The sequence below is a fragment of the Komagataeibacter medellinensis NBRC 3288 genome, assembly GCF_000182745.2.
Classification (GTDB): domain Bacteria; phylum Pseudomonadota; class Alphaproteobacteria; order Acetobacterales; family Acetobacteraceae; genus Komagataeibacter; species Komagataeibacter medellinensis.
The window spans coordinates 1085796-1106398 of record NC_016027.1; the positions used below are offsets into that span (position 1 = coordinate 1085796).

22 protein-coding genes are annotated in these 20603 nt (G+C 61.6%); 10 read left to right on the plus strand and 12 right to left on the minus strand.

The window, feature by feature from the left end; translation table 11 throughout:
- The first annotated feature begins 4 nt into the window (after positions 1-4).
- On the plus strand, positions 5-1678 hold the full coding sequence (locus GLX_RS04925) for a M3 family oligoendopeptidase (RefSeq protein ID WP_014104911.1): 1674 nt from the start codon (positions 5-7) through the stop codon (positions 1676-1678).
- A 58-nt stretch (positions 1679-1736) separates the two neighbouring features.
- The gene (locus GLX_RS04930) at positions 1737-2033 is read left to right on the plus strand and encodes a hypothetical protein (RefSeq protein WP_014104912.1); all 297 of its coding nucleotides are present in this window, start codon (positions 1737-1739) and stop codon (positions 2031-2033) included.
- On the opposite strand, the gene GLX_RS04935 is transcribed toward GLX_RS04930, so the two are convergent.
- Positions 2028-2996, minus strand: a complete 969-nt coding sequence (locus tag GLX_RS04935; protein ID WP_014104913.1) for an SAM-dependent methyltransferase — start codon at positions 2994-2996, stop codon at positions 2028-2030. The genes GLX_RS04930 and GLX_RS04935 overlap by 6 nt on opposite strands.
- Entirely contained in the window at positions 2993-3370 is a 378-nt protein-coding gene (locus GLX_RS04940) for a DUF423 domain-containing protein (protein ID WP_014104914.1), read from the minus strand. The genes GLX_RS04935 and GLX_RS04940 overlap by 4 nt, the downstream gene beginning before the upstream one ends.
- A 232-nt stretch (positions 3371-3602) precedes the next feature.
- Here GLX_RS04940 and GLX_RS04945 point away from each other — a divergent pair, with 232 nt between their 5' ends.
- Together GLX_RS04945 and GLX_RS04950 are read left to right on the plus strand one after the other, a co-directional pair.
- The gene (locus tag GLX_RS04945) at positions 3603-4163 is read left to right on the plus strand and encodes a DUF4142 domain-containing protein (protein WP_014104915.1); all 561 of its coding nucleotides are present in this window, start codon (positions 3603-3605) and stop codon (positions 4161-4163) included.
- Between the two features lie 28 nt (positions 4164-4191).
- On the plus strand, positions 4192-4761 hold the full coding sequence (locus tag GLX_RS04950) for a cob(I)yrinic acid a,c-diamide adenosyltransferase (protein ID WP_014104916.1): 570 nt from the start codon (positions 4192-4194) through the stop codon (positions 4759-4761).
- A 12-nt stretch (positions 4762-4773) separates the two neighbouring features.
- Here the strand turns inward: GLX_RS04950 and GLX_RS04955 are convergent, their stop codons facing one another.
- The gene (locus GLX_RS04955) at positions 4774-5349 is read right to left on the minus strand and encodes a gluconokinase (protein ID WP_014104917.1); all 576 of its coding nucleotides are present in this window, start codon (positions 5347-5349) and stop codon (positions 4774-4776) included.
- 415 nt (positions 5350-5764) lie between these two features.
- On the opposite strand from GLX_RS04955, the gene GLX_RS04960 reads away from it, so the two are divergent.
- Genes GLX_RS04960 through GLX_RS18410 form a run of 3 tightly spaced genes read left to right on the plus strand, consistent with a single transcriptional unit; the run spans position 5765 to position 7107 of the window.
- Positions 5765-6430, plus strand: a complete 666-nt coding sequence (locus GLX_RS04960; RefSeq protein ID WP_014104918.1) for a hypothetical protein — start codon at positions 5765-5767, stop codon at positions 6428-6430.
- A gap of 12 nt (positions 6431-6442) precedes the next feature.
- Positions 6443-6922 (plus strand): hypothetical protein, encoded by a 480-nt coding sequence (locus tag GLX_RS04965; RefSeq protein ID WP_014104919.1) that lies wholly within the window; start codon positions 6443-6445, stop codon positions 6920-6922.
- A 47-nt stretch (positions 6923-6969) separates the two neighbouring features.
- Complete coding sequence (locus GLX_RS18410) at positions 6970-7107, plus strand: hypothetical protein (protein WP_153470952.1); 138 nt, start codon at positions 6970-6972, stop codon at positions 7105-7107.
- A gap of 42 nt (positions 7108-7149) precedes the next feature.
- Here the strand turns inward: GLX_RS18410 and GLX_RS04970 are convergent, their stop codons facing one another.
- The 3 genes from GLX_RS04970 to gluQRS form a co-directional block, all read right to left on the minus strand.
- Positions 7150-8379, minus strand: a complete 1230-nt coding sequence (locus GLX_RS04970) for a pyridoxal phosphate-dependent aminotransferase (RefSeq protein WP_014104920.1) — start codon at positions 8377-8379, stop codon at positions 7150-7152.
- Positions 8380-8391: 12 nt separating this feature from the next.
- Positions 8392-9594 (minus strand): pyridoxal phosphate-dependent aminotransferase, encoded by a 1203-nt coding sequence (locus GLX_RS04975; RefSeq protein ID WP_041247631.1) that lies wholly within the window; start codon positions 9592-9594, stop codon positions 8392-8394.
- A gap of 62 nt (positions 9595-9656) precedes the next feature.
- Positions 9657-10535 carry a tRNA glutamyl-Q(34) synthetase GluQRS gene (gene gluQRS, locus GLX_RS04980; RefSeq protein ID WP_041247194.1) on the minus strand — a complete coding sequence of 293 codons (879 nt, stop codon included), beginning with the start codon at positions 10533-10535 and terminating at the stop codon, positions 9657-9659.
- Positions 10536-10758: 223 nt separating this feature from the next.
- Here gluQRS and GLX_RS04985 point away from each other — a divergent pair, with 223 nt between their 5' ends.
- The gene (locus GLX_RS04985; RefSeq protein WP_041247195.1) at positions 10759-11319 is read left to right on the plus strand and encodes an HNH endonuclease; all 561 of its coding nucleotides are present in this window, start codon (positions 10759-10761) and stop codon (positions 11317-11319) included.
- A 42-nt stretch (positions 11320-11361) separates the two neighbouring features.
- On the opposite strand, the gene GLX_RS04990 is transcribed toward GLX_RS04985, so the two are convergent.
- Entirely contained in the window at positions 11362-11676 is a 315-nt protein-coding gene (locus GLX_RS04990) for a hypothetical protein (RefSeq protein WP_014104924.1), read from the minus strand.
- A gap of 397 nt (positions 11677-12073) precedes the next feature.
- Between GLX_RS04990 and hpnR the strand changes: the two genes are divergently transcribed.
- Together hpnR and GLX_RS05000 are read left to right on the plus strand one after the other, a co-directional pair.
- Positions 12074-13618: a hopanoid C-3 methylase HpnR gene (gene hpnR / locus GLX_RS04995; protein WP_014104925.1), complete on the plus strand. Its 1545-nt coding sequence runs from the start codon at positions 12074-12076 to the stop codon at positions 13616-13618.
- A 333-nt stretch (positions 13619-13951) separates the two neighbouring features.
- Positions 13952-14161 (plus strand): heavy-metal-associated domain-containing protein, encoded by a 210-nt coding sequence (locus tag GLX_RS05000; RefSeq protein ID WP_041247632.1) that lies wholly within the window; start codon positions 13952-13954, stop codon positions 14159-14161.
- Positions 14162-14247: 86 nt separating this feature from the next.
- Here the strand turns inward: GLX_RS05000 and GLX_RS05005 are convergent, their stop codons facing one another.
- From GLX_RS05005 to GLX_RS05025, 5 genes are all read right to left on the minus strand, one after another.
- A complete protein-coding gene (locus GLX_RS05005; RefSeq protein ID WP_014104927.1) occupies positions 14248-14697 on the minus strand; it encodes a SufE family protein in 450 nt (149 codons plus the stop codon).
- A 76-nt stretch (positions 14698-14773) separates the two neighbouring features.
- On the minus strand, positions 14774-16087 hold the full coding sequence (gene hslU / locus GLX_RS05010) for an ATP-dependent protease ATPase subunit HslU (protein ID WP_041247196.1): 1314 nt from the start codon (positions 16085-16087) through the stop codon (positions 14774-14776).
- Positions 16087-16680, minus strand: coding sequence for an ATP-dependent protease subunit HslV (hslV, locus tag GLX_RS05015; protein WP_014104929.1), 594 nt, complete (start codon positions 16678-16680; stop codon positions 16087-16089). The genes hslU and hslV overlap by 1 nt, the downstream gene beginning before the upstream one ends.
- 61 nt (positions 16681-16741) lie before the next feature.
- Positions 16742-18700 (minus strand): response regulator, encoded by a 1959-nt coding sequence (locus GLX_RS05020; RefSeq protein ID WP_014104930.1) that lies wholly within the window; start codon positions 18698-18700, stop codon positions 16742-16744.
- Positions 18701-18737: 37 nt separating this feature from the next.
- Positions 18738-20600, minus strand: a complete 1863-nt coding sequence (locus GLX_RS05025; protein ID WP_014104931.1) for an ATP-binding protein — start codon at positions 20598-20600, stop codon at positions 18738-18740.
- Between the last annotated feature and the right edge of the window lie 3 nt (positions 20601-20603).

Here is a 20603-nt window from a genome sequence, read left to right on the forward strand (position 1 = left end):
CCCCATGTGCAGCCCTTTTGACACCCTGGATTTCCCCCGCCCCACACGCGAAGCCCTTGCCCTGCGCTTTGGTCAGGTCTCCACGCTGCTCGACCAGAGTAACGTGCCTGATGCCGCCCGCCTGTTCGATACCATCCGCCGCGATTACGAAAGCTGGGCTGCACTGGTCGACCTGCGCTTCGCACAGGATACCACCAGCCCCACGGCCAAGGCCGAGCGTGACTACGCCGATGCCCTGACCCCGTACGTCACGGCGCATGAGGTCACGCTCAAGCGCAGGCTGCTGGAATATCCCGACCCCACGGCTGTGGCACAGGCCGTAACCCCCCATACGCTGGAACTATGGCGCACCGACATCACCACTTTCGACCCCCGCATTGCCGATGCGCTGGAGGAAGAAGCCCAGCTGAGCGGCGAATACACGGCTCTACTGGCTGGCGCACGGGTGACGATAGGCGGCCACGAGGTCAACCTGTCTGGCCTTGCCCCCTATGGCGAGAGTACGGACCGCACCGTACGCCACGAGGCGGAACAGGTGCGCTGGGCCTTCTTTGAACAAAATGCCAGCCGCCTTGATTCCCTGTTCGACCAGATGGTCAGGCTGCGTCACGGCATGGCGTGCACGCTGGGCTACGACTCCTACATCCCCCTGGCCTACCGCCGCATGCGCCGGGTGGATTATGGGCCGACGGATGTGGCGCGCTTCCGTGCCGATGTGCTGGAGCATGTCGTACCGCTGGTACACGACATCCTGCGCCAGCGCTGCGAGACCATGGGGTGGGAAGTCCTGTATTCCTGGGATGAACCGCTGATCGACCCGATGGGCAACCCCCGCCCCGCTGGCAGGGACGCGCTGCTCATGGAACGTGCCCAGACCATGTTCGACCGCATGGGTGGCGATCTGGGTCCGTTTTACAGCCAGATGCGCGATGGCGGCTATCTGGACCTGGTCAACCGCGCAGGCAAGGCGGGAGGCGGATTTTGCACGTCGTTCCCCACCATTGGCATGCCGTTCATCTTTGCCAACTTCAATGGCACGCAGCATGACATAAACGTCTTTACCCACGAGATGGGGCATGCCTACCAGAACTGGAAAAGCCGCAACCTGCCAGAGGTGGACCTGCTGTGGCCGACCATGGATGCCGCTGAGATCAATTCCATGGCGCTGGAATTCCTGACCTGGCCGCATATCGACCTGATGGTCGAACCCGGACAGGGGGCGCGCTTTAGACAGATGCACCTCATCGCCTCGCTGTCGTTCCTGCCTTATGGCGTGTGTGTCGACCACTTCCAGCATGAAGTGTACACCCGCCCGGACATGACACCGGCAGAGCGCAACGCCGTATGGCGCACGCTGGAACAGCGCTACATGCCCTGGCGCAACTATGGCGGCCTGCCCCACCCCGAAGCCGGTGGAAGGTGGCAGGCACAGGGGCATATCTACCGCTCACCCTTCTATTACATTGATTACGCACTGGCTCTGTGCTGCGCCATGCAGTTCTGGATTCGCAGCCGCACCGACCCCGAAGGCGCCATGCAGGCCTATGTTGGTCTGTGCGCGCGCGGTGGCGCACAACCTTTTACCCGGCTGGTCCGTTCCGCAGGGCTGCAATCACCTTTCCAGCCCGGCACGCTGGCCGATGTGGTCCGCACCGCGCGCGATATCCTGAACGCCTGACCGGCACGCAGCATAATCTCCGGTCACGCCACGATCCTTGCGCCCTACAGGGAAAGCCATGTCCACAGCCACACCTTCCATCGCCCGCACCGTATGCAAGACCGTGGCCGTCCTTGTACTGACGGGGCTGTTCATGCTCAGCCTGCGCTTCAGCGCCACCGTGGCCAGCCTGGTGGACCGGGTTGCGGGCACCGATCTGTGGCTGTCGCTCTACCGGCTTGCCGGTGCGAATGACGCAACCGAACAGGAACGGCTGATCATCATGGCCGTGGCCCTTGTGTGCTGTCTGCTGGCTGTATGCGTGGTAGAGGTGGCGGACCGGTTGCTTAGCCGTGTCCGCCCGTCCCACTCATGACGGGTCGCGCTGCCAGAAAAAGGTGAGTTCATGCTTGTTGTGCCACAGATGCACAACACGCCCACCGGCAATGGCTGCAAAGGCTTCCGCTGTTTCATGGTCGGTCTCGCCCTGGAACTTGATGGTCATGACAATGCGCGCCGCCCTGCCCGATTCAATCCACCGCCGCGCCAGCGCCAGCAGCCGGGCGGGATAGGCGATGATATCAGAAAACAGCCAGTCCACCGGTGCACAGTCCTGCGGGTCCAGGCCAAAAGCACTTTCGTAGCGGCAGGTGACATTAGGCAAGCTGGCCACGTTTTCCGCCAGGGGGGAACGATCAATGGCAGTAACATGCGCCCCGTTGCTGGCCGCAACCCACGTCCACCCGCCGGGGCAGGCCCCCAGGTCAAGGCACGTCTCCCCCGCCACCGGCCACCGGCCAAGGCGCAGCAGCGCTTCCCACAGCTTGAGATAGGCGCGCGATGGCGGATCGGTGCGATTTTCCTCAAATTCGACCTCGCCATTGATGAAAGGCGAGGACTTGGTACGTGAGAGCAGCAGGCGGTCGGGGGCCAGCAGGGTCCATGCACCTAGATGGGCATCGGGAGCCACGGCAGGAAAGACAAGGGGCTTTGGCCGCAGCGGTGGCAGCGCATCGCCTATCAGCGCGCAGCGGCGGTGCAGCATCGGCGCATAACACGCCCAGTTGCGCTGGATCGCACGCAGGATGCGGGCAGCCCCCTTGATGGAGGGCACATCATGCTCCTCTGGCGTATCCCATGTCTCAAGCGCCCACAGGCTGGCTACCGGTGGGTGGGCGGACAACACCAGCCGCCCATGCCAGCACAGGTCTCCCGCCCCCCTGCGTGCCAGTTCCTGCGCCAGGACCGGCTCGAAACCGGGGGCTGCCAGATACGCGCTGCGGACCGGCCACCCTGGCCGGGTAGCATCGGGCGGCCCGCCCGTTCCATGCCTGTTCATGACCGCATGACCCCTACCGCCAGCAGCAGCCATGCCCCCATGAGCAGGCTCCCCCCCGTCGGCGCCACCGGCCCGGGATGGATGCCCCAGAACGCGGTCAGCGCCACGCCGGTAGTGAACAGGACGCTCCCCACCGCCATCAGGCAGCCCGCGATCGAGACCAGTGCCCGACACCCCTGCTGGATCATGAGCACCGACACGCCAATAATGGCCAGCGCGTGCCACATCTGCATCTGAATGGCCTGACGGGCCATGTCACGACCACCTTCGGCGAAGAAGTGATCGGGCAGATGGGCGGTCAGCGCACCGCCCATGACGGCGGTAAAGGCAGCCAGCGCCGCAAAACACAAGAGAAACCTGACAACAGTAGGCATAAGGCGTATCCGAAAAACAGGGTGACAACCCGCCGTGGCACGGGCGGCCACACCCTACCCTCGCCATGGGGCGATCGTATAGGTCACGCACGCGATGCTGCCGTGCTGGCGGATGGGACGTATTTCCCCCTACCCGCGCATGCATGCCAGCTTTATATGACGCGGCAAAACTGATAAACTGCAATCACGGCCAGTAAAAATCCGTATTTTACACGTTAGGAAGACGATCAACATGAGACATTACGCAGTCTGCCTCCTTTGTGCGTCTGTCAGCCTTCTTCCTCTCTTCCCCGTGGCCCACGCGGCACCAGCCACACCCGCCAGCACAGCACCGGCCGCAACCCTGCCGCCGCTTACGGAATCAGATTCCACCTTTGCCGAGAATGTTTCCGCGCTGAATACTTTCGAGATCAATATTTCCAACCAGGCCGCCGAGCAGACCAAGCGCCGCAAAGTGCAGGAATTTGCCCAGGCTTCAGCCAAGATGCATACGACCAACCAGAAAGCCCTGACCACCCTTGCACTCAAGCACGGGCTGGCCCTACACAAGGACATGAGCCCCGACGAAGAACAGATTGCAGCCCAACTCAAGACGGAAAGCGGCTCCAAATTCGAGCACGATTATCTTGACCTGCAGGCGCAGGCAGCCAGCGACGCGCTAGCCATGTTCCAGAACGAAGCGGAATCCGCCTCCGACCCTGATCTGAAGGCCTATGCCGCCGCAACAGCAGATACATTGCAGACAAACCTGAATGACAGCCTGAAACTGGGCGCAAGCAAGCCCACACGCTGAACCCACCAGCCACCATGCAGGAGCAGCCATGACCATCCGCCTTGACCGAATCGTGACACGCGGTGGCGATCGGGGAGAAACGGCACTGGGAAACGGTGCGCGCGTGCCCAAGGACTGCGCGCGCATCGAAGCCCTTGGCGCGCTGGATGAAGCCAATGCCACCATGGGCCTGCTGCGCGGCAGCCTGCCCGCCGGGCGCAACGCCACCTTCATTGCATGGGTGCAGGGCCTGCTGTTCGATATTGGCGGCGCGGTCTGCATGCCCGCCCACCCCCCGCGCGCGCTGCCGCATGGGATGGATGCCGTACGCGCCATGGAGGGGGAAGTGGAGCGCCTGCGCGCGGACATACCGCCGCTGCGCAGTTTCGTCCTGCCCGGTGGCACGCCTGCTGGCGCCCATGCACACCTTGCGCGCACTGTCGTGCGCCGGGCAGAGCGGCGACTGGCCACGCTGGCACGGACGGAAGAGATCGGCACAGACATTCCCGCCTGCATGAACCGCCTGTCGGACTATCTGTTCGTACTGGGGCGGCACCTTAACAACAACGGGGCAGATGACCTGACATGGACACCTGCCACCCCACCGCCTGCGGACTGAACCCGTCCGGCCTTAACCCGGCAGGCTGGCCAGATGCGCGCAGGCCTGCTCAGCCAGCAGGTCCTGGGCAGCATTGACATCAAGCGCCATGACCACTTCCTCCTCCATATCCGGTTCCTCCAGCGTTGCGAACTGGCTGTCCAGCATGGCCACGGGCATGAAATGGCCGGTACGCTGCGCAAGCCGCGGAGCGATGTCTTCCCTGCTGCCCTTGAGGTAGACAAAGCAGACATCGGTACTCCCGCTGCCAATACGTTCACGGTAATGGCGTTTAAGCGAGGAACAGGTGATGATCCCGCACTGCCCCGCTTCCTTCCATGCCGCAACCTGCGCTGCGATACGATCAAGCCAGGGAGCGCGGTCTTCATCCGTAAGGGGAATGCCATTGCTCATACGGGCAATGTTATTGGCGGGATGCAGGTCATCACCTTCAACAAGGGGCCAGCCCATGCGTTCGGCCATAAGCTGGGCGAGTGTGCTCTTGCCGCACCCCGATACCCCCATTACAATCAACACGCAGGGACGCCCTGCCTGGCCAAGCCTGCGCGAGAGGGAAACCATAACCGCCTTTTGCCCGATATTACACATTCCGTATCCTGCCGGATATTATTACAAGGTTGGTGCCTTCACCCTATCTGGACCTAACAGCGGCATGAAGGCAAGGGATACGCCAAAAAACAGTTTCCAATACGGAGCAACAGCATGGCGACCTATATTTATTCTATCCGCGCAAAATCAAAATTGAAATAAATTATATTTCAGCATCTCATTTTTTAAAAGTCTATAAAATTATTTTCATTTTAATAATATTTATTTTTACTATAATAATACAATAATAATCATATCCTTATCTATAGTGCTTGCATTGTGGCGGCAGTCAGCCTTATTATGGCTTATAAGCATTAAAAAACAGCACCGTTTGTATGTTACTTTTAGGAATACATTCCTAAAATATGATTTTAGTTACGTCCTTATGGTGCATTGAGTTGTCGAGAGTCCAGCAGTGTCATCTTATAACGATTTTCTTTCCTTTCCCAAAGAAGAAGCGCGGAACGCATCGCGCGAAGAAGTTAATGAATCCGCTTTCCGTGAAGCACTGGAGCGTATGGGCAAGAACCGCCCCGCACCCGCCCGTGGCACAGGGGGCGGCAAGCCCAAGCAGCAACAGCAGCGTCCCGCACGCCAGGTTGAAACCGTACAGCGCCGCCGCAAATTCGTGCAGGATGGTGATGTGCGTGTTGAACACCACTCCCTCAGCACCGGGCGTGCCACGCCACGCGCCATGCATGCCCAGCAGGAAGACCGCAGCGAAACCGATCAGTTGCGCCACAAGGTGCAGTTCGAACAGAAGCTGCGCGAACAGTCCGAACTCCGCCTTTCGGAAGCGCAGGCGCATATCCGCTCCCTGACCACCCGCATCGGCCATGCAGATGTGATCGCGGCGGAACACAAGGACAAGCTGGCCGCCAAAGAGGCAGAAATGCTGGCCCTGCGCGCGGAACTGTATGCCGCACGCGAGGAAACCGCCCAGTTGCGTGAGGAACTGAACCGGCACAAGACCCGCACACGCAGCACGGCAGAAAACCGCCCCGCCCCGGCTAGCCAGCCTGCTGCCGCCGCAAGTCCAGCCGAGGCAGAACCCGAACCCGTCAAATGGTGGCTGCGGTAATATCACCAGCTCATGACGCCAGATGACCCGCCGCGCAATCCGGCCGCACGCCAACGCCAGATCGGGCTGGTCATTGTCGCCACCTGCACCAGTGCAAGCCTGGCCATACTGGTGCTGCTGCCGCTTGTAAGCGGGCTGGTCAACCTGCTGCGCGATATACTGGGCGTGCTGATCCTGCCCTTTTCGTTCATGTTCGGAATGGGGGGAGAACAGGGACAGTCCCCTGCCCTGCTTCGCCTGCTATCCGATATGGGGTTGCAGACCCAGATGCACCCGTTGCGGCTGGGGGTTGCGACCGTGCTAGAACTGGTGGCCGTTTTCCTGTTTGTCATAGCCGAACGGCTGGGGGGACGGACAGGTTACATGGCAGCCTGCGCGGCATCGGCAGGGGCAATCGGCCTGTCGGGCCTGCCGCTGGGCATGCCGCTACTGCCTGCCATCATAACGGAAGGGGTCTTCCTGTTCTGCCCCCCGGCACCCGACCCAGACTGAAACGTCCGTATTGGCATCGTTCTGGTTTTTTAAGCGAACGATGTCCCATGAAGCTTTTTGAAAAAAGCTTCAGCAAAAACTTTCTCAATGATTGCATGGGTATTTTGCGGGCAGGGTTTCAGGCCACCTACAAAAAATGGATGCGCCGCCGCCCTGCCTTTGTCACAAAAGACAGGACGGGCTGAAATCTGTTCCCAAACAGAATTCAGCCTTGCCGCGACATATCCTTAGCTCAGACCTTCGACAAAACGGGCCAGGCGGGCGCAGGCTTCTTTCAGCACATCATCGCTAGTGGCATAGGACAGGCGCAGATAAGGCCCCTGCCCGAAAGCAGATCCATGTACCACCGCCACCTTCTGTTCTTCCAGCAGGGCGATGGCGAAATCCTCATCCGTTTCCAGTCTGCGCCCCTCCGCACTCACCTTGCCCATGCATCGGGCAATACCCGGATAGGCATAGAACGCCCCGTGTGGCATGGCGCAGGTCAGTCCCGGTATCGCGCGCAAGGTCGAGACCACCAGTTCGCGTCGGCGCGCATAGGCCATGCACATTTCGGCAATGATATCCGCTGGCCCGTCCAGCGCCGCCGCCGCCGCCGCCTGCGCTATGGAACAGATGCCCGATGTGGCACTGCCCTGTATGGCGGTCATGGCACGGATCAGCGGGGCAGGACCACCCACGTAACCCACGCGCCAGCCCGTCATGGCATAGGCTTTCGAGACACCATTGAGGGTCAGGATACGGTGCCTCAGATCAGGCGCCACCGCCGCCAGCGAGACATGACGCAGGTCATCATACAACAGGTGTTCGTATATCTCGTCAGATAGTACGTGCACATGCGGGTGACGGCGCAGCACCTCGGCCACCGCCTCCATATCCACCTGCCCCATGGTCCCGCCGGTAGGATTGTTGGGGAAGTTGAGCACAAGCCACTTGGTGCGCGGCGTAATGGCGGCTTCCAGCGCGCTGGCCGTCAGCCGGAAGTCATCAGCCTCGTGACAGTCGGCATAGACGGGCGTGCCGCCAAACATCTGCACGATCAGCGGGTAACTGACCCAGTATGGCCGGGGAATGACCACTTCATCGCCAGGCTGCACGGTGGCCATGAACGCATTGAAGATGACCTGCTTGCCACCATTGGAGACCATGATTTCGGCAGGCGCGTAGTCCAGCGCATTCTCGCGCGCGAATTTGCGCGCGATGGCTGCCTTCAGTGCGGGCGTACCATCAACGGGGGGGTATTTTGTCTGTCCCTCCAGTGCTGCGCGGTGGGCGGCCTCGATCACGGCGGGAGGGGTCGCGAAATCCGGCTCCCCCAATGCGAGGGAGAGGACTTTTTCCCCCTTTGCACGCAGGCCACGCGCACGCTGCGCCATGGCGATGGTGGCGGGCACCACAAGCCGCTCCATCCGCTGCGCCAGAAAGCCGGGGGCCAGGGCACCCTTCTGCGTTGTCATACCCGGCAGCCCTCAGCGCAGCCCGGCACAGAAGCGCTGGATGCGCAGGCACGCTTCCTTCAGGCTGTCCGTATCAGTCGCATAGGAAATGCGGAAGTGACCGGCAAACATGAACGCGCTGCCGTGCACGGCAGCCACGCCTTCCTCGTCCAGCAGAGCGGTCACGAAGGCTTCGTCCGTATCGATCAGCGCACCACCGGCACTGGTCTTGCCCAGGCAGCCGACCATGGAGGGGAAAACGTAGAACGCCCCTTCCGGCACCGGGCAGTGCAGGCCCTGCGCCTCGTTCAGCATGGCAGCGACCAGGTCACGCCGTGCCTGATAGGTCGTAACCATGGTGCCGATAAAGTCCTGCGGACCGGTCAGCGCCGCGAGCGCCGCCGCCTGGCTGATCGAGCTGGGACCGGAGGTGGACTGACTCTGCAGCTTGTTCATGGCGCGCGTCATTTGCACGGGAGCGGCGGAGTAGCCAATACGCCAGCCAGTCATGGCATAGGCCTTGGACACGCCGTTCATGGTGACCGTGCGGTCGCGCAGGCGGGGTTCGACCTCCACTACCGTGGGGGCGCGGAAGCCGTCATAGACCAGCTTGTTATAAATGTCGTCCGTCAGAATCCATACATCGGGGTGGCGGAGCAGGACATCGCACAGCCCGCGCATCTCGGCCTCGGAATAGGCCGCCCCCGTGGGGTTGTTGGGGGAGTTGAGCAGCAGCCACCTGGTACGCGGCGTAATGGCGGCCTCCAGTTCGGCAGGCTGGAGCTTGAAGCCATTTTCCACGCTGCACGGGACAATGACGGGCGTACCTTCGGCCAGCGCCACGATATCGGGATACGACACCCAGCACGGAGCGGGAATGATCGCCTCATCGCCCGGATTGATGGTGGCGACCATGGCGTTGTAAATGATCTGCTTGCCGCCATTGGCAACAATCACTTCATCCCATGTGTAATCCAGGCCGCTATCGGTGCGGAAACGCTCGGCAATGGCACGGCGCAGCGCGGGCGTACCCGCCACGTCGGTGTATTTGGTCTCCCCTGCCTCAATGGCGCGGATCGCCGCCTGCTTGATCGTGTCGGGCGTATCGAAATCCGGCTCACCGGCGGAAAGGCTGATAATGTCCTTTCCTGCTGCCTTGAGCGCACGCGCCTTGGTTGAGATTGCGATCGTCTGGCTGGGGCTGATACGGTCCAGGCGGGCAGCGGTAAGATCCATGATATCAAGATCCATCAACAGTGGGAAACACCCGACACACTGCCGGGGAACGGGCACGCAGCCTAGAGCGAACCCTCGCCGGAGGGAACAGCGGATATGTGATCGGCCACCATCGCGGCACGACACACCTGCGCAGGCGTCATGCCCGCTTCGCGCATGGACCGGATGGATACCGCGCCATCGCGCTTGGCCAGCCGCCTGCCGGCACTGTCGCATAACAGCGCGTGATGGCTGTAGCGCGGCGCGGGCCAGCCCATGATGTGCTGGAGCAACCGGTGCAGCCCCGTGGCTGGCCGCAGATCCACGCCGCGCGTGACCAGTGTTATACCCTGCAAGGCATCATCGTGCGTAACGCACAGGTGATAGGAGGCCGGCACGTCCTTGCGCGCCAGCACCACATCGCCAAAAAGCTCCGGCTGGCAGGGCTGCGGGCCATGCCCCAATTCATCCCATGTCAGCGCACCGGCACCGGGGAGCGCCAGCGCACGCGCCATATCCAGCCGCAGGGCATGCGGCGCACCGGCCGCCAGCAGGGCCGCCCGACGTGCGGGACCCATATGGCAGCAGGTGCCCGGATAGACCATGGCACCATCGGGCGCATGGTGCGGCGCACCCGCAGCTTCCATAATGTCGCGGCGCGTGCAGAAACATGGATAGAGCAACCCGCGCGCGCCGAGGGCGTTCAGCGCATGGCGGTACTCATCCATATGCTGCGATTGGCGGCGCACGGGTTGCGGCCATGACAGACCCAGCCATGTCAGGTCGGCATACAGATCGGTCATGAAACGGGGCTGGCAGCGCACGGTATCGATATCCTCGATACGTAGTACAAACCGCCCCCCCGACTCCGCAGCCGCGCGCCAGCCGCGCAGGGCGGAAGCGACATGCCCCAGGTGCAGGTGCCCCGTGGGGCTGGGTGCAAAACGGGTAATTTCTGTCATTATCAATTTATAACAACGCCATAGGGAACAGTCGTTTCCTGCCCGACCTTTCACGTACACGCATGACATGACCGGGCGGCCTGCCGCCATGGGTTGCCACGCCATACGGGGTCTGCAATAGATTCATCAGTTACCTGACGACGACGCACATCACAGGCGTTCGCTTCGGAACAGAGTACGCCTGATTGAAAGTGTGCGGCGGCATTCGGAAAGGAATGCGTCTGTGCCTTGTGACAGTCAATACCTGCCTGCCCTGGTCCTGAATGCCGATTTCAGGCCGCTCTCCTATTTCCCGCTCTCGCTATGGTCATGGCAGGATGCGGTGCGCGCCGTGTGGCTTGACCGCGTATCGGTGCTGAGCGAATACGACACCATTGTCCACTCCCCCAGCCAGAGCCTGCGCCTGCCCAGCGTAATCGCGCTGAAAGACTACATCCCCGCAGCCCGCAAGCCTGCCTTTACCCGATTCAATGTTTTCCTGCGCGACAATTTTTCCTGCCAGTACTGCAATACCCGCTTCCCTACACAGGAGCTGACGTTCGACCACGTCATCCCGCGCAGCAAGGGCGGGCGGACAAGCTGGGAAAATGTGGTGACCGCGTGCAGCCCGTGCAACCTGATCAAGGGGTCCTACATGCCGCACGAAATCCGCATGTATCCCGACCACACGCCCGCACGCCCCACCAGCCGCACGCTACAGGAAAATGGCCGCGCCTTCCCCCCCAACTACCTGCATGAAAGCTGGCGCGACTACCTGTACTGGGATACCGAACTGGAAAACTGACACCCCCGCCGTGCAGGATGCAACGCAGGCGGGGCAGGCACGTTATCGTGTGTAGCTATAGTCGTATTCATCAGCCATCTTCTGCAAGTCGGGCGCACCGCGCAGCTTGAGCGGCAGCGGCTGGGCCTTTTTCTTCTTTGAACCGAAGATAAAGTTGTGATCGCTCATCCGCTGACAGGTGTTGGCAGCAATGGGAAAACTGAGCTGCATGGTTGTACCCATTTGCTCACGCAGGCACTTCACATCGCTCTCGAACGGCTTGCGCCCGATCTCCGCCGAGCAGCCACCCAGCACAACCAGCCCGCATGCCAGCAACCCGAGGCGGACGGGCAGTTTTTCCACGATTTTGAGCTTCATTTCGACCCCGTAGCTTAAGCGCAGCGACAGTGCCACGAAAGCGCCCCGTGCGATAGGGCACAAGAAGTCGGCTACGCCATGCCACGTCTTGAATGCATAGGTGCCTTACGCAGGGAACACGCCGCAGGCATGACCATGAAGAGAATATAAGGCTACAAAAACATCATGGTCCTGCATGCTTCAGGCATCATCTGAATGCATAGGTGATATTACCGTGATTTACGTGACAGACGCCGTTTATATTGCCACCCTCTATCATTATTCTAAATTTTTCTAAATCATGTGTGATATATAAAAAATACGAATGCATCGGCCGTGTGGGTGTCAATTCGCCGCCAGATTGCCTAATGCATGTTGCGCGTTGTTACCGTCCCCCATCGATACCTGAGGTAAAAGAATGAGATTACTGGCCGTCCATCCAAGCTCACTCATGTACACGAAGGTCTTCCTCCGTCTTGAACCGCTGGGGCTCGAACTGGTTGCCGGTGCCGCGCGCAACAAGGGGCATGAGGTGGAAATCATTGACCTGCAGGTCGAGAAACACCCCGATTACTGGGAACGCATCGAACGTTTCCGCCCGCATGCCATCTGTTTTTCAGGCAACTATCTGGCCAATGTTCCCGAGATCATTGACCTGTGCAAGGAAACCCGCAAGCGCCTGCCCAACGTGTTCCTGTTCATGGGCGGGCATTCCATCTCGTTCATCGCGCGCGACGTGCTGGCCCTGTCCGAAGGGGCGGTGAACTGCGTACTCAAGGGTGAAGGCGATGCAACCGTAGGTCCCCTGCTCGAAGCATGGGAGCAGGGGCGCGACCTGACCACGGTGCCCGGCGTGGTGACCATGGATGGCGAAGGACCGCCGCCGATCTTTGTCGAATCCCTTGATGAAGTACGCCCCGCGCGCGACCTGCTGCACCACCGCCGCAAATACTTCATCGGCACGCTCGACCCCGCAGCCTCCATCGAATTCGCGCGCGGCTGTCCGTGGGACTGTACGTTCTGTAGCGCGTGGACCTTCTATGGCCGCTCCTACCGCACCGCCAGCGCCAAGGTGATTGGCGAGGAACTGCAGGAGATCAAGGAATCCGGCATCTTCATCGTCGATGACGTGGCGTTCGTGCATGCCGAACATGGTCTGGCCATTGCCGACGAGATCAAGCGCCGCAACATCCAGAAAGAATACTACCTTGAAACCCGTGCCGACGTGCTGCTGCGTAACAAGGAAGTCTTCGCGGTCTGGAAAGAGATCGGGCTGAGCTACATCTTCATCGGGCTGGAAGCGGTGGATGCCGAAGGGCTGAAGCGCTTCCGCAAGCGCGTGTCGATGGACCGCAACTTTGAAGCTCTTGAATACGCCCGCTCGCTTGACCTGATCGTGGCCATCAACCTGATTGCCGACCCTTCATGGGATCGGGAGCGCTTCGAGGTGATCCGCCAGTGGTGCCTTGAAATCCCGGATATCGTGAACATTTCCGTCACTACCCCCTACCCCGGCACGGAAATCTGGGAAAGCGAATCCCGCAAGCTGACCACGCGTGACTATCGTCTGTTCGACATCCAGCATGCCGTCATGCCCACCACCCTGCCGCTGCGTGAGTTCTATGAGGAACTGGTCAAGACACAGCAGATCCTGAATAACAAGCATCTGGGCTGGAGCGCGATCAAGGACACGCTGGGCATTGCCCTGCGCCTGGCGCTGCGTGGGCAGACCAACTTCCTGACCATGATCTGGAAGTTCAACTCGGTCTTCAATCCCGATCTGCAGATGGCCGACCATGCGCAGAAGCCGGAATACGAAATGCCGCTCAAGCCGCAGGGCAGCGAACAGAAGGTTGATCGCAAGACGCTGTATGTCCATGGCCCGGCAGGCCGCAAGTCGCGCAAGCTGGATGATGATACCGAAAAGTTCGTGGATGAAACCCGCATGAGCACGGTTGACTGACCCCATAGGGAACATCAGTCCACCACATAAAAAGCCGGTTGCCCCTGAGCAACCGGCTTTTTTTGTGCCGTAATACGCCATCAGGGCATGCATCCGGCCGATCTGAGCCAGACGGGATCACGCGTGGCATCTTAGCTTTTGACTAAAAAACAGCCTTATCCCATGACATCAGGAGCGATAACACATCCTTATCAACCTACCCGGTTGCTCGTGCACTTCAAGCCCGCGCAGCAACGGCAATGATGGCGTGCCCACCCTCTTATGGTGTAAGGTCGGTTGTATTTTACACCAATGGCAGCCACCGGGTTGCAACAGGTAGAAGGCATTGAGAACATGGAAACATTGACCATAAACATCGGCGGCATGACATGCGACGGATGCGCATCCAAGGTTGTCCATGCGCTGGAAAGCGTGGAGGGGGTCTCAATGGTGCAGGTCTCCTTGGAAAAGGGCAAGGCAACCGTGACCTATGATGGCCGCTACACCAACGTCGATGACCTGTTTGCCGCCGTGGATGACGCGGGCTTCGACGCGGGTTACTAAGGGCAACGACGTTCGGGCGCAGCCTTTTTTAACAAGATAGTGCCCGGAAGCGTTCTAAAACCACTATGGCAGCAAACCGGACCGCCCTATGCGACAGGCATGGCGGAGGCTGCCTTACGTATTGCCTGCGCCATGGCTTCCACCCCGTTGCCCCGGTTGGTAGAAAGCGCCTGCACAAGGCCAAGGTCGCGCAGGAACTGCGGGTCCGTATTCAGGATTTCATCCCGGCTACGACCGGAATAGACCCGCAGCAGCAACGCCACCAACCCCGACACGATGGCCGCATCCGATGCCCCGGCCAGGTACAGCCTGTTCCCGCGCGGCTGGACCTCCATCCAGACCTGGCTCTGGCATCCGGGCACGCGGTGGGCATCATCCTGCCACTGCGCGGGAAACGGCGGCAGCTTGCGCCCCAGTTCGATGATGTACTGGTAGCGCTGCATCCAGTCATCAAACAGGGCCAGTTCCTCACCAATTTCGGCAATGGCGTCGGCGGCGGTATCGTCCTCGGGCTGTACGAAAGGGTCAGTCATCATCTTTCCAGTAACGTCGGGCTTCAACGCAAAAGGCCGCGCCCGTCATGGCGCGGCCCTGCGGGCAACGGCCCTATCTCTACAGGATAAAGCGGCTCAGATCACCCTTGCTGGCCAGTGGGGCAACCTTCTCCTGCACATCGGCAACATCAATCACCACGCTCTGACCATTACGGTCAGGGGCAGAGAAGGAAACGGATTCCAGCAACCGCTCCAGCACGGTGGCTAGGCGGCGGGCACCGATATTCTCGACACGCTCGTTAATATCGGCCGCCAGTTCCGCCAGCGCATCAATCGCGGCATCAGTAAAAGACAGGCTGACCTTTTCCGTGCCCAGCAGCGCAACATACTGCTGGAGCAGGGAATGTTCCGGCTCGGTCAGGATGCGGCGCAGGTCATCACGCGTAAGCGAGGCCAGTTCCACCCGAATCGGCAACCGTCCCTGCAGTTCGGGCAGAAGGTCGGAGGGCTTGGCAATGTGGAACGCGCCGGATGCGATGAACAGGATATGGTCGGTACGCACCGGGCCGTACTTGGTGGAGACGGTCGTCCCCTCGATTAGCGGCAGCAGGTCACGCTGCACCCCTTCGCGTGAGACATCGCCGCCGCGCGCGCCCCCTTCGCCAGCACGGGCACAGACCTTGTCGATCTCGTCAAGGAACACGATGCCATGGTCCTGCGCATGGGTCACGGCCTCACGCGTCAGGGCCTCGGTATCGAGCATCTTGTCCGCTTCCTGGCGGATCAGGGCGGCACGCGCCTCGGTCACCGTCATGCGCTTTTGTTGCGGCATGCGGTTCATGAAGCCCTTCATCATGTCCGAGAAGTTGATCACGGCACCCGGCGTCATACCGGACATGTCGGGCTGGGCGGGATTGCCCCCCTCGGCCAGCGAGATCTCGACTTCCTTGCCCTCAAGCTCACCCGCGCGCAGCATGCGGCGGAACTTGTTACGTGTCTCGGCCGAGGCCCCCTCGCCTACCAGCGCATCAAGCAGGATATTTTCGGCAGCATCCTCGGCCCGGACCTCGACATCACGGCGGCGCAGTTCGCGCAGCATGTTGATCGAGACCTCTACGAGGTCACGCACAATGCTTTCCACATCGCGGCCCACATAGCCAACTTCGGTAAACTTGGTAGCCTCAACCTTCAGGAACGGTGCCTGCGCCAGCTTTGCCAGGCGGCGGGCGATCTCGGTCTTGCCGCAACCCGTTGGCCCGATCATGAGAATGTTCTTGGGCACGACCTCCTCACGCATGGCATCGCTCAACTGGGCACGGCGCCAGCGGTTGCGCAGTGCTATCGCCACCGCACGCTTGGCGTCGGTCTGGCCGATGATGTAGCGGTCGAGTTCGGATACGATCTCACGCGGGGAATGGTTGGGTATGTCCATCACGCTTTATCCCCTGCCCCGTCCGTGCCCAGTGTTTCCACGATCACGGAATGGTTGGTGTACACACAGATGTCGCCTGCGATCTTCATGGAGCGGCGGGCAATATCGACGGCAGACAGCCCCTCGATGCCCAGCAGCGCCCGCGCAGCGGACAACGCGTAATTGCCGCCTGACCCGATGGCAATGATGCCATCTTCGGGCTCCAGCACGTCGCCATTGCCGGTCAGAGTGAAGGAGCGCGCATCATCGGCCACGGCCATCATCGCTTCCAGCCGGCGCAGGTAGCGGTCGGTGCGCCAGTCCTTGGCCAGCTCCACACAGGCGCGCTCAAGCTGGTTGGGATAGCGCTCCAGCTTGTTTTCCAGCCGCTCCAGCAGGGTAAACGCATCTGCCGTGGCGCCGGCAAAACCGGCCAGGATCTGCCCCGTCGGCCCGATGCGACGCACCTTGCGGGCATTGCCCTTGATCACGGTGGCGCCCAGCGTCACCTGCCCATCGCCCGCCATGGCCACCTGGCCGTCGCGCCGGACACACAAAATGGTTGTTCCATGCCACCCGACAGGGTCATGGGGAGATGAATGATATTCTTGCATATCAATAGAAATAAAACGTTCTCGCTCCAGCACAAGAGGCAGGCAGCCCCGCACATGCCCTTTACGCCCCCGGTGCGACGCGATTCATGATCCGCTCGATATGGGCAGCCAGATCCGCACGGGTAAAGGGTTTGTGCATGACATTGGCGCTGCCCGCGGGCAAGGCACCGGCATTGGCATAGCCGGTCAGGTACAGCACCCGCAGGCCGGGACGCAGCGCCTGTAGGTGGTGGGCCGTCTCCAGCCCGCCCATGCCCGGCATCATCACATCCATGATCACAAGGTCGATTGGTCCCAGCCCCTGCTCCATTGCGTGCACTGCATCGGCCCCGCTGGCATATTCCAACACCTCGTGCCCGCGCGCGCGCAGGAAGCCCGCAGTCACCGCGCGCACGCCCGGCTCGTCATCCACCACCATCACATGCAGTGCCCGCCCGCCCGTGCCCTCCATGGCCACAGGGGCTACGGCGGCAGGCGCGTGGCCGGTGGCCGCGGCCTGCACGGGTAGGCACAGGTCAACACGCGTGCCCTCGCCCGGCTGGCTGCGCACCTGCACCTCGCCACCCACATGGCGGATAAAACCGTAGATCATGGACAGACCCAGCCCCGTGCCGTGACCCACATCCTTGGTGGTAAAGAAAGGCTCGAACACACGCGCCAGCGTCTCGGCCGACATGCCGACCCCCTGGTCGGTGACGGATACCATCACGTAGTCACCTGGCACGAGATTGGTGCCGGGTATGATTTCCTTCACCCGTTTCAGCCCGGTAGAAACCTTGATCAGCCCGCCTTCGGGCATGGCGTCCACTGCGTTGATGCACAGGTTGAGCACCGCGAGTTCGAGTTGCCCCGCATCGGTGCACACCGGTGGCAGTGTTCCGTCCGATGTCGCTGTATCCACCACGATGGCGCATGCAGCCCCCCCTTTGCCCTGGCGCGAGACCACGGTCTGCGCCAGCAGGTCCTTCATGCCGTGCAGCAGGGCGTTCACGTCCACCGGTTCAAGGCTGAGGTCACGCGGGCGGCTGAAATTGAGCAGCCTGCGCGTAAGCGAGGCTCCACGCTGGGCAGCGGCGGAAGCATTATCCAGCAGCCGTGTCACCGGGCCGCTTTCCTCCCCCAGGTCACGCACCAGTTCGAGCGATCCGAGCACGGCGGTCAGCAGGTTGTTGAAATCATGTGCGATGCCACCAGCCAGCGTGCCCAGCGCCTGCATTTTTTCCGCCTGGCGCAGGCGAGCCGCCATTTCCTGCTGGCGGGTGATGTCGCGATTGATCACGACCGAGCAGGCCGAGCCATCGCCTAACGCACCCAGCACAACGCGCGTGATCTCGCGCCACCGCCCCTGCACGCCGCCACGGATATGGGCGGGCAGTTCAACGGTTTCCTCGTCCCGGCCTTCGGTATGCAGGCGTTCATGCGCGGCACGGATCAGGGGCAGCAGGTCCGGGTCGCACAACGCCTCCTCCGTATGGCCAAGGCAGGCTGCAATGTCGCGGCCATAGAAATCCGCCGCCTGCTGGTTGATGCGGATGAAGCGGCCCTGCGCGTCCTTGAACCCCAGTCCCGAACGCAGGTTATCCAGCAGGCCATGGAGCAGCATGCGCTCGGTGCGCAGTTCACGCTCCAGCCGGTGGTAGTCAGCCGCCTGCACGATCATGGCACGTAGTGCATCGGGGTCCCACGGCTTGTGGGAATAGAACGATATCCGCCCCTGATTGAGTGCGGCCGCTACCGCGCCGATATCAGCATAGCCGGTCAGCAGGATGGCCTGCGCATCGCTATGCGCGCGCGCACGCGCCAGCATCACATCGCCACCCATCTCGGGCATGCGCTGGTCGGATACGATCACGTCCACATCATTGCGGGTTGACAGGATATCCAGCGCCTCGGAAGGGGAGGTGGTGGACAGGACGGTAAAGGTATCTTCCAGCAGGTCGGTCAGGGCGACAAGGATCTCGGCCTCATCATCCACCAGCAGCACGACGGGGCGCGGCTGTGTGGCGGGATCTGTATTCATAACGCTGCAACTCCCTGCGCGGCGGTCTGTGGCATGCTCAGCGCATGGCCCCCGGTGCGGGTGGCGCGGGCTGGCCTTCGGCCCCCGCCCCGGCATGCCAGGGTACGGAAATGGTAAAGCGAGCACCGCCGCCGGGCACACTGCCCACCTGCAGGCTGCCATGGTGGGCCTGCACCACACTGTAGGCAATGGCCAGCCCCAGCCCGGTGCCCGCCCCCACCGGCTTGGTGGTGAAAAACGGCTCGAATATGCGTTCCTGCACATCGGGGGCGATGCCGGGGCCATTATCGGTTATGACAAAGACATAAGCGTCCTGCCCGCCCGCGTTATGCGACAGGAATGTGTGGATGCTGATCTCCCCTTCCGCTATGCCACCGCGTTCAGACATATCATCTGGCTGGGCAGCCAGAATTGCATCCGCCGCATTGCTGATAATATTCATGATGACCTGATTGAGCAGCGCTGCCTGACAGTACAGCCGTTCGGGTGCTTCGTACTGCCGCCGGACCACGATGCCACTGCCCAGCTTCTGGGTCAGCAGCGCCATGACCGTCTCCAGTGCCTCGGGCACATCGATCAGTTGGAACACCCCTTCATCCAGCCGCGAGAACTTGCGCAGGTTGAGCACAAGATTCTGGATTCGGCGCAGCCCCATGTTCATCGACCCTACCCGGTCGCGGCACTTGGTCAGGTCCGCTTCACGCGCGGCATGGCCTGCATCGGTGCAGGTGGCTTCCAACTCCATCACGCGCGCAAGGCCGCGCGCCACCGTATCCTTGTGCGCCAGGATGAAAGCGAGCGGGTTGTTGATCTCATGCGCGATACCCGCCACCAGTTCACCCAGCGAGGCCATCTTGGCGGTCTGCACCAGTTTGCCCTGTGTCTCGATCAGCTTGCGGTTGGCATCGGCCAGTTCGCGGTTGGCCTGCTCCAGTGCTTCGGCCAGAGACGCTTTAGAGGCAATGGCCGCAGCCTCCGCGCGCGCGCTCTTGACCGCAATCTCGCGCGCCTGACGTTCGACCTCAATGCGGCGCACGTCATCCTGTAACAGCTTGCGCCGCACCAGTACGCGGATGCGTAACGCGAGCGCCGCCGGCCCCACATCGCGCGAGACAAGATCGTCTATCCCCGACTCAAACATGCGCGCCGAGAATTCGCGCGCATCGGGCCGGGGTCCGCCATCCACCCCCAGCAGGCGCAGCGGCACATTGCCCGACAGCAGATCCGCCTGCCGCCACTCATCCAGCACGCGGCAGACTTCCAGCCCGTCAAACTCCCGACATGCAAGGTCGATCACAATGCAGTCGGGCACGTGCTCGGGGTCATGCAGCAGCGTGGGGTCCAGTTCGGCCGGGTCGGGACACAGGGTCACGATATGCCCGTCACGCCGCAGTTGCCCGATCAGCTCCGGCACCGCCTGCAGGCGGGGAGAAGCCGGGGCAATGACCATGATACGCGCGCGGCGGAACATGTGCTCGGCCACGGGCGAGGGCGCATGCGCCGCATGCTCGCGCAAAAGCGCGCGGATACGGAAGACGATCAGCGTCGGGTCGGAAGATTTGGGGATGTAGGCATCTGCCCCGCTTTCCAACCCCTCGCGCTCCAGCCCCGGTTCGATCCCCTCGGTCAGAATCAGAACCGGGATGGTGCGCGTGACCGCATTCATGCGCAACTGGCGGGCAAGCTGGCCGCCATTCATGCCCGGCAGGTGGTAGTCGGCAATCACCAGTCCCGGCAGGCGGGCATCGAGCGTGTCCAGTGCTTCCTCGCCACTGGCCACGCGATGGACATGAAAGCCGTGGCCTTCGAGCATGCGGCGGATACGCAGGGCCTGCGTATCGGAATCCTCCACCAGCAGCAGCAGGGTATCTGCCATATCGTCGCGCTCAGTCAGCGGCATGGG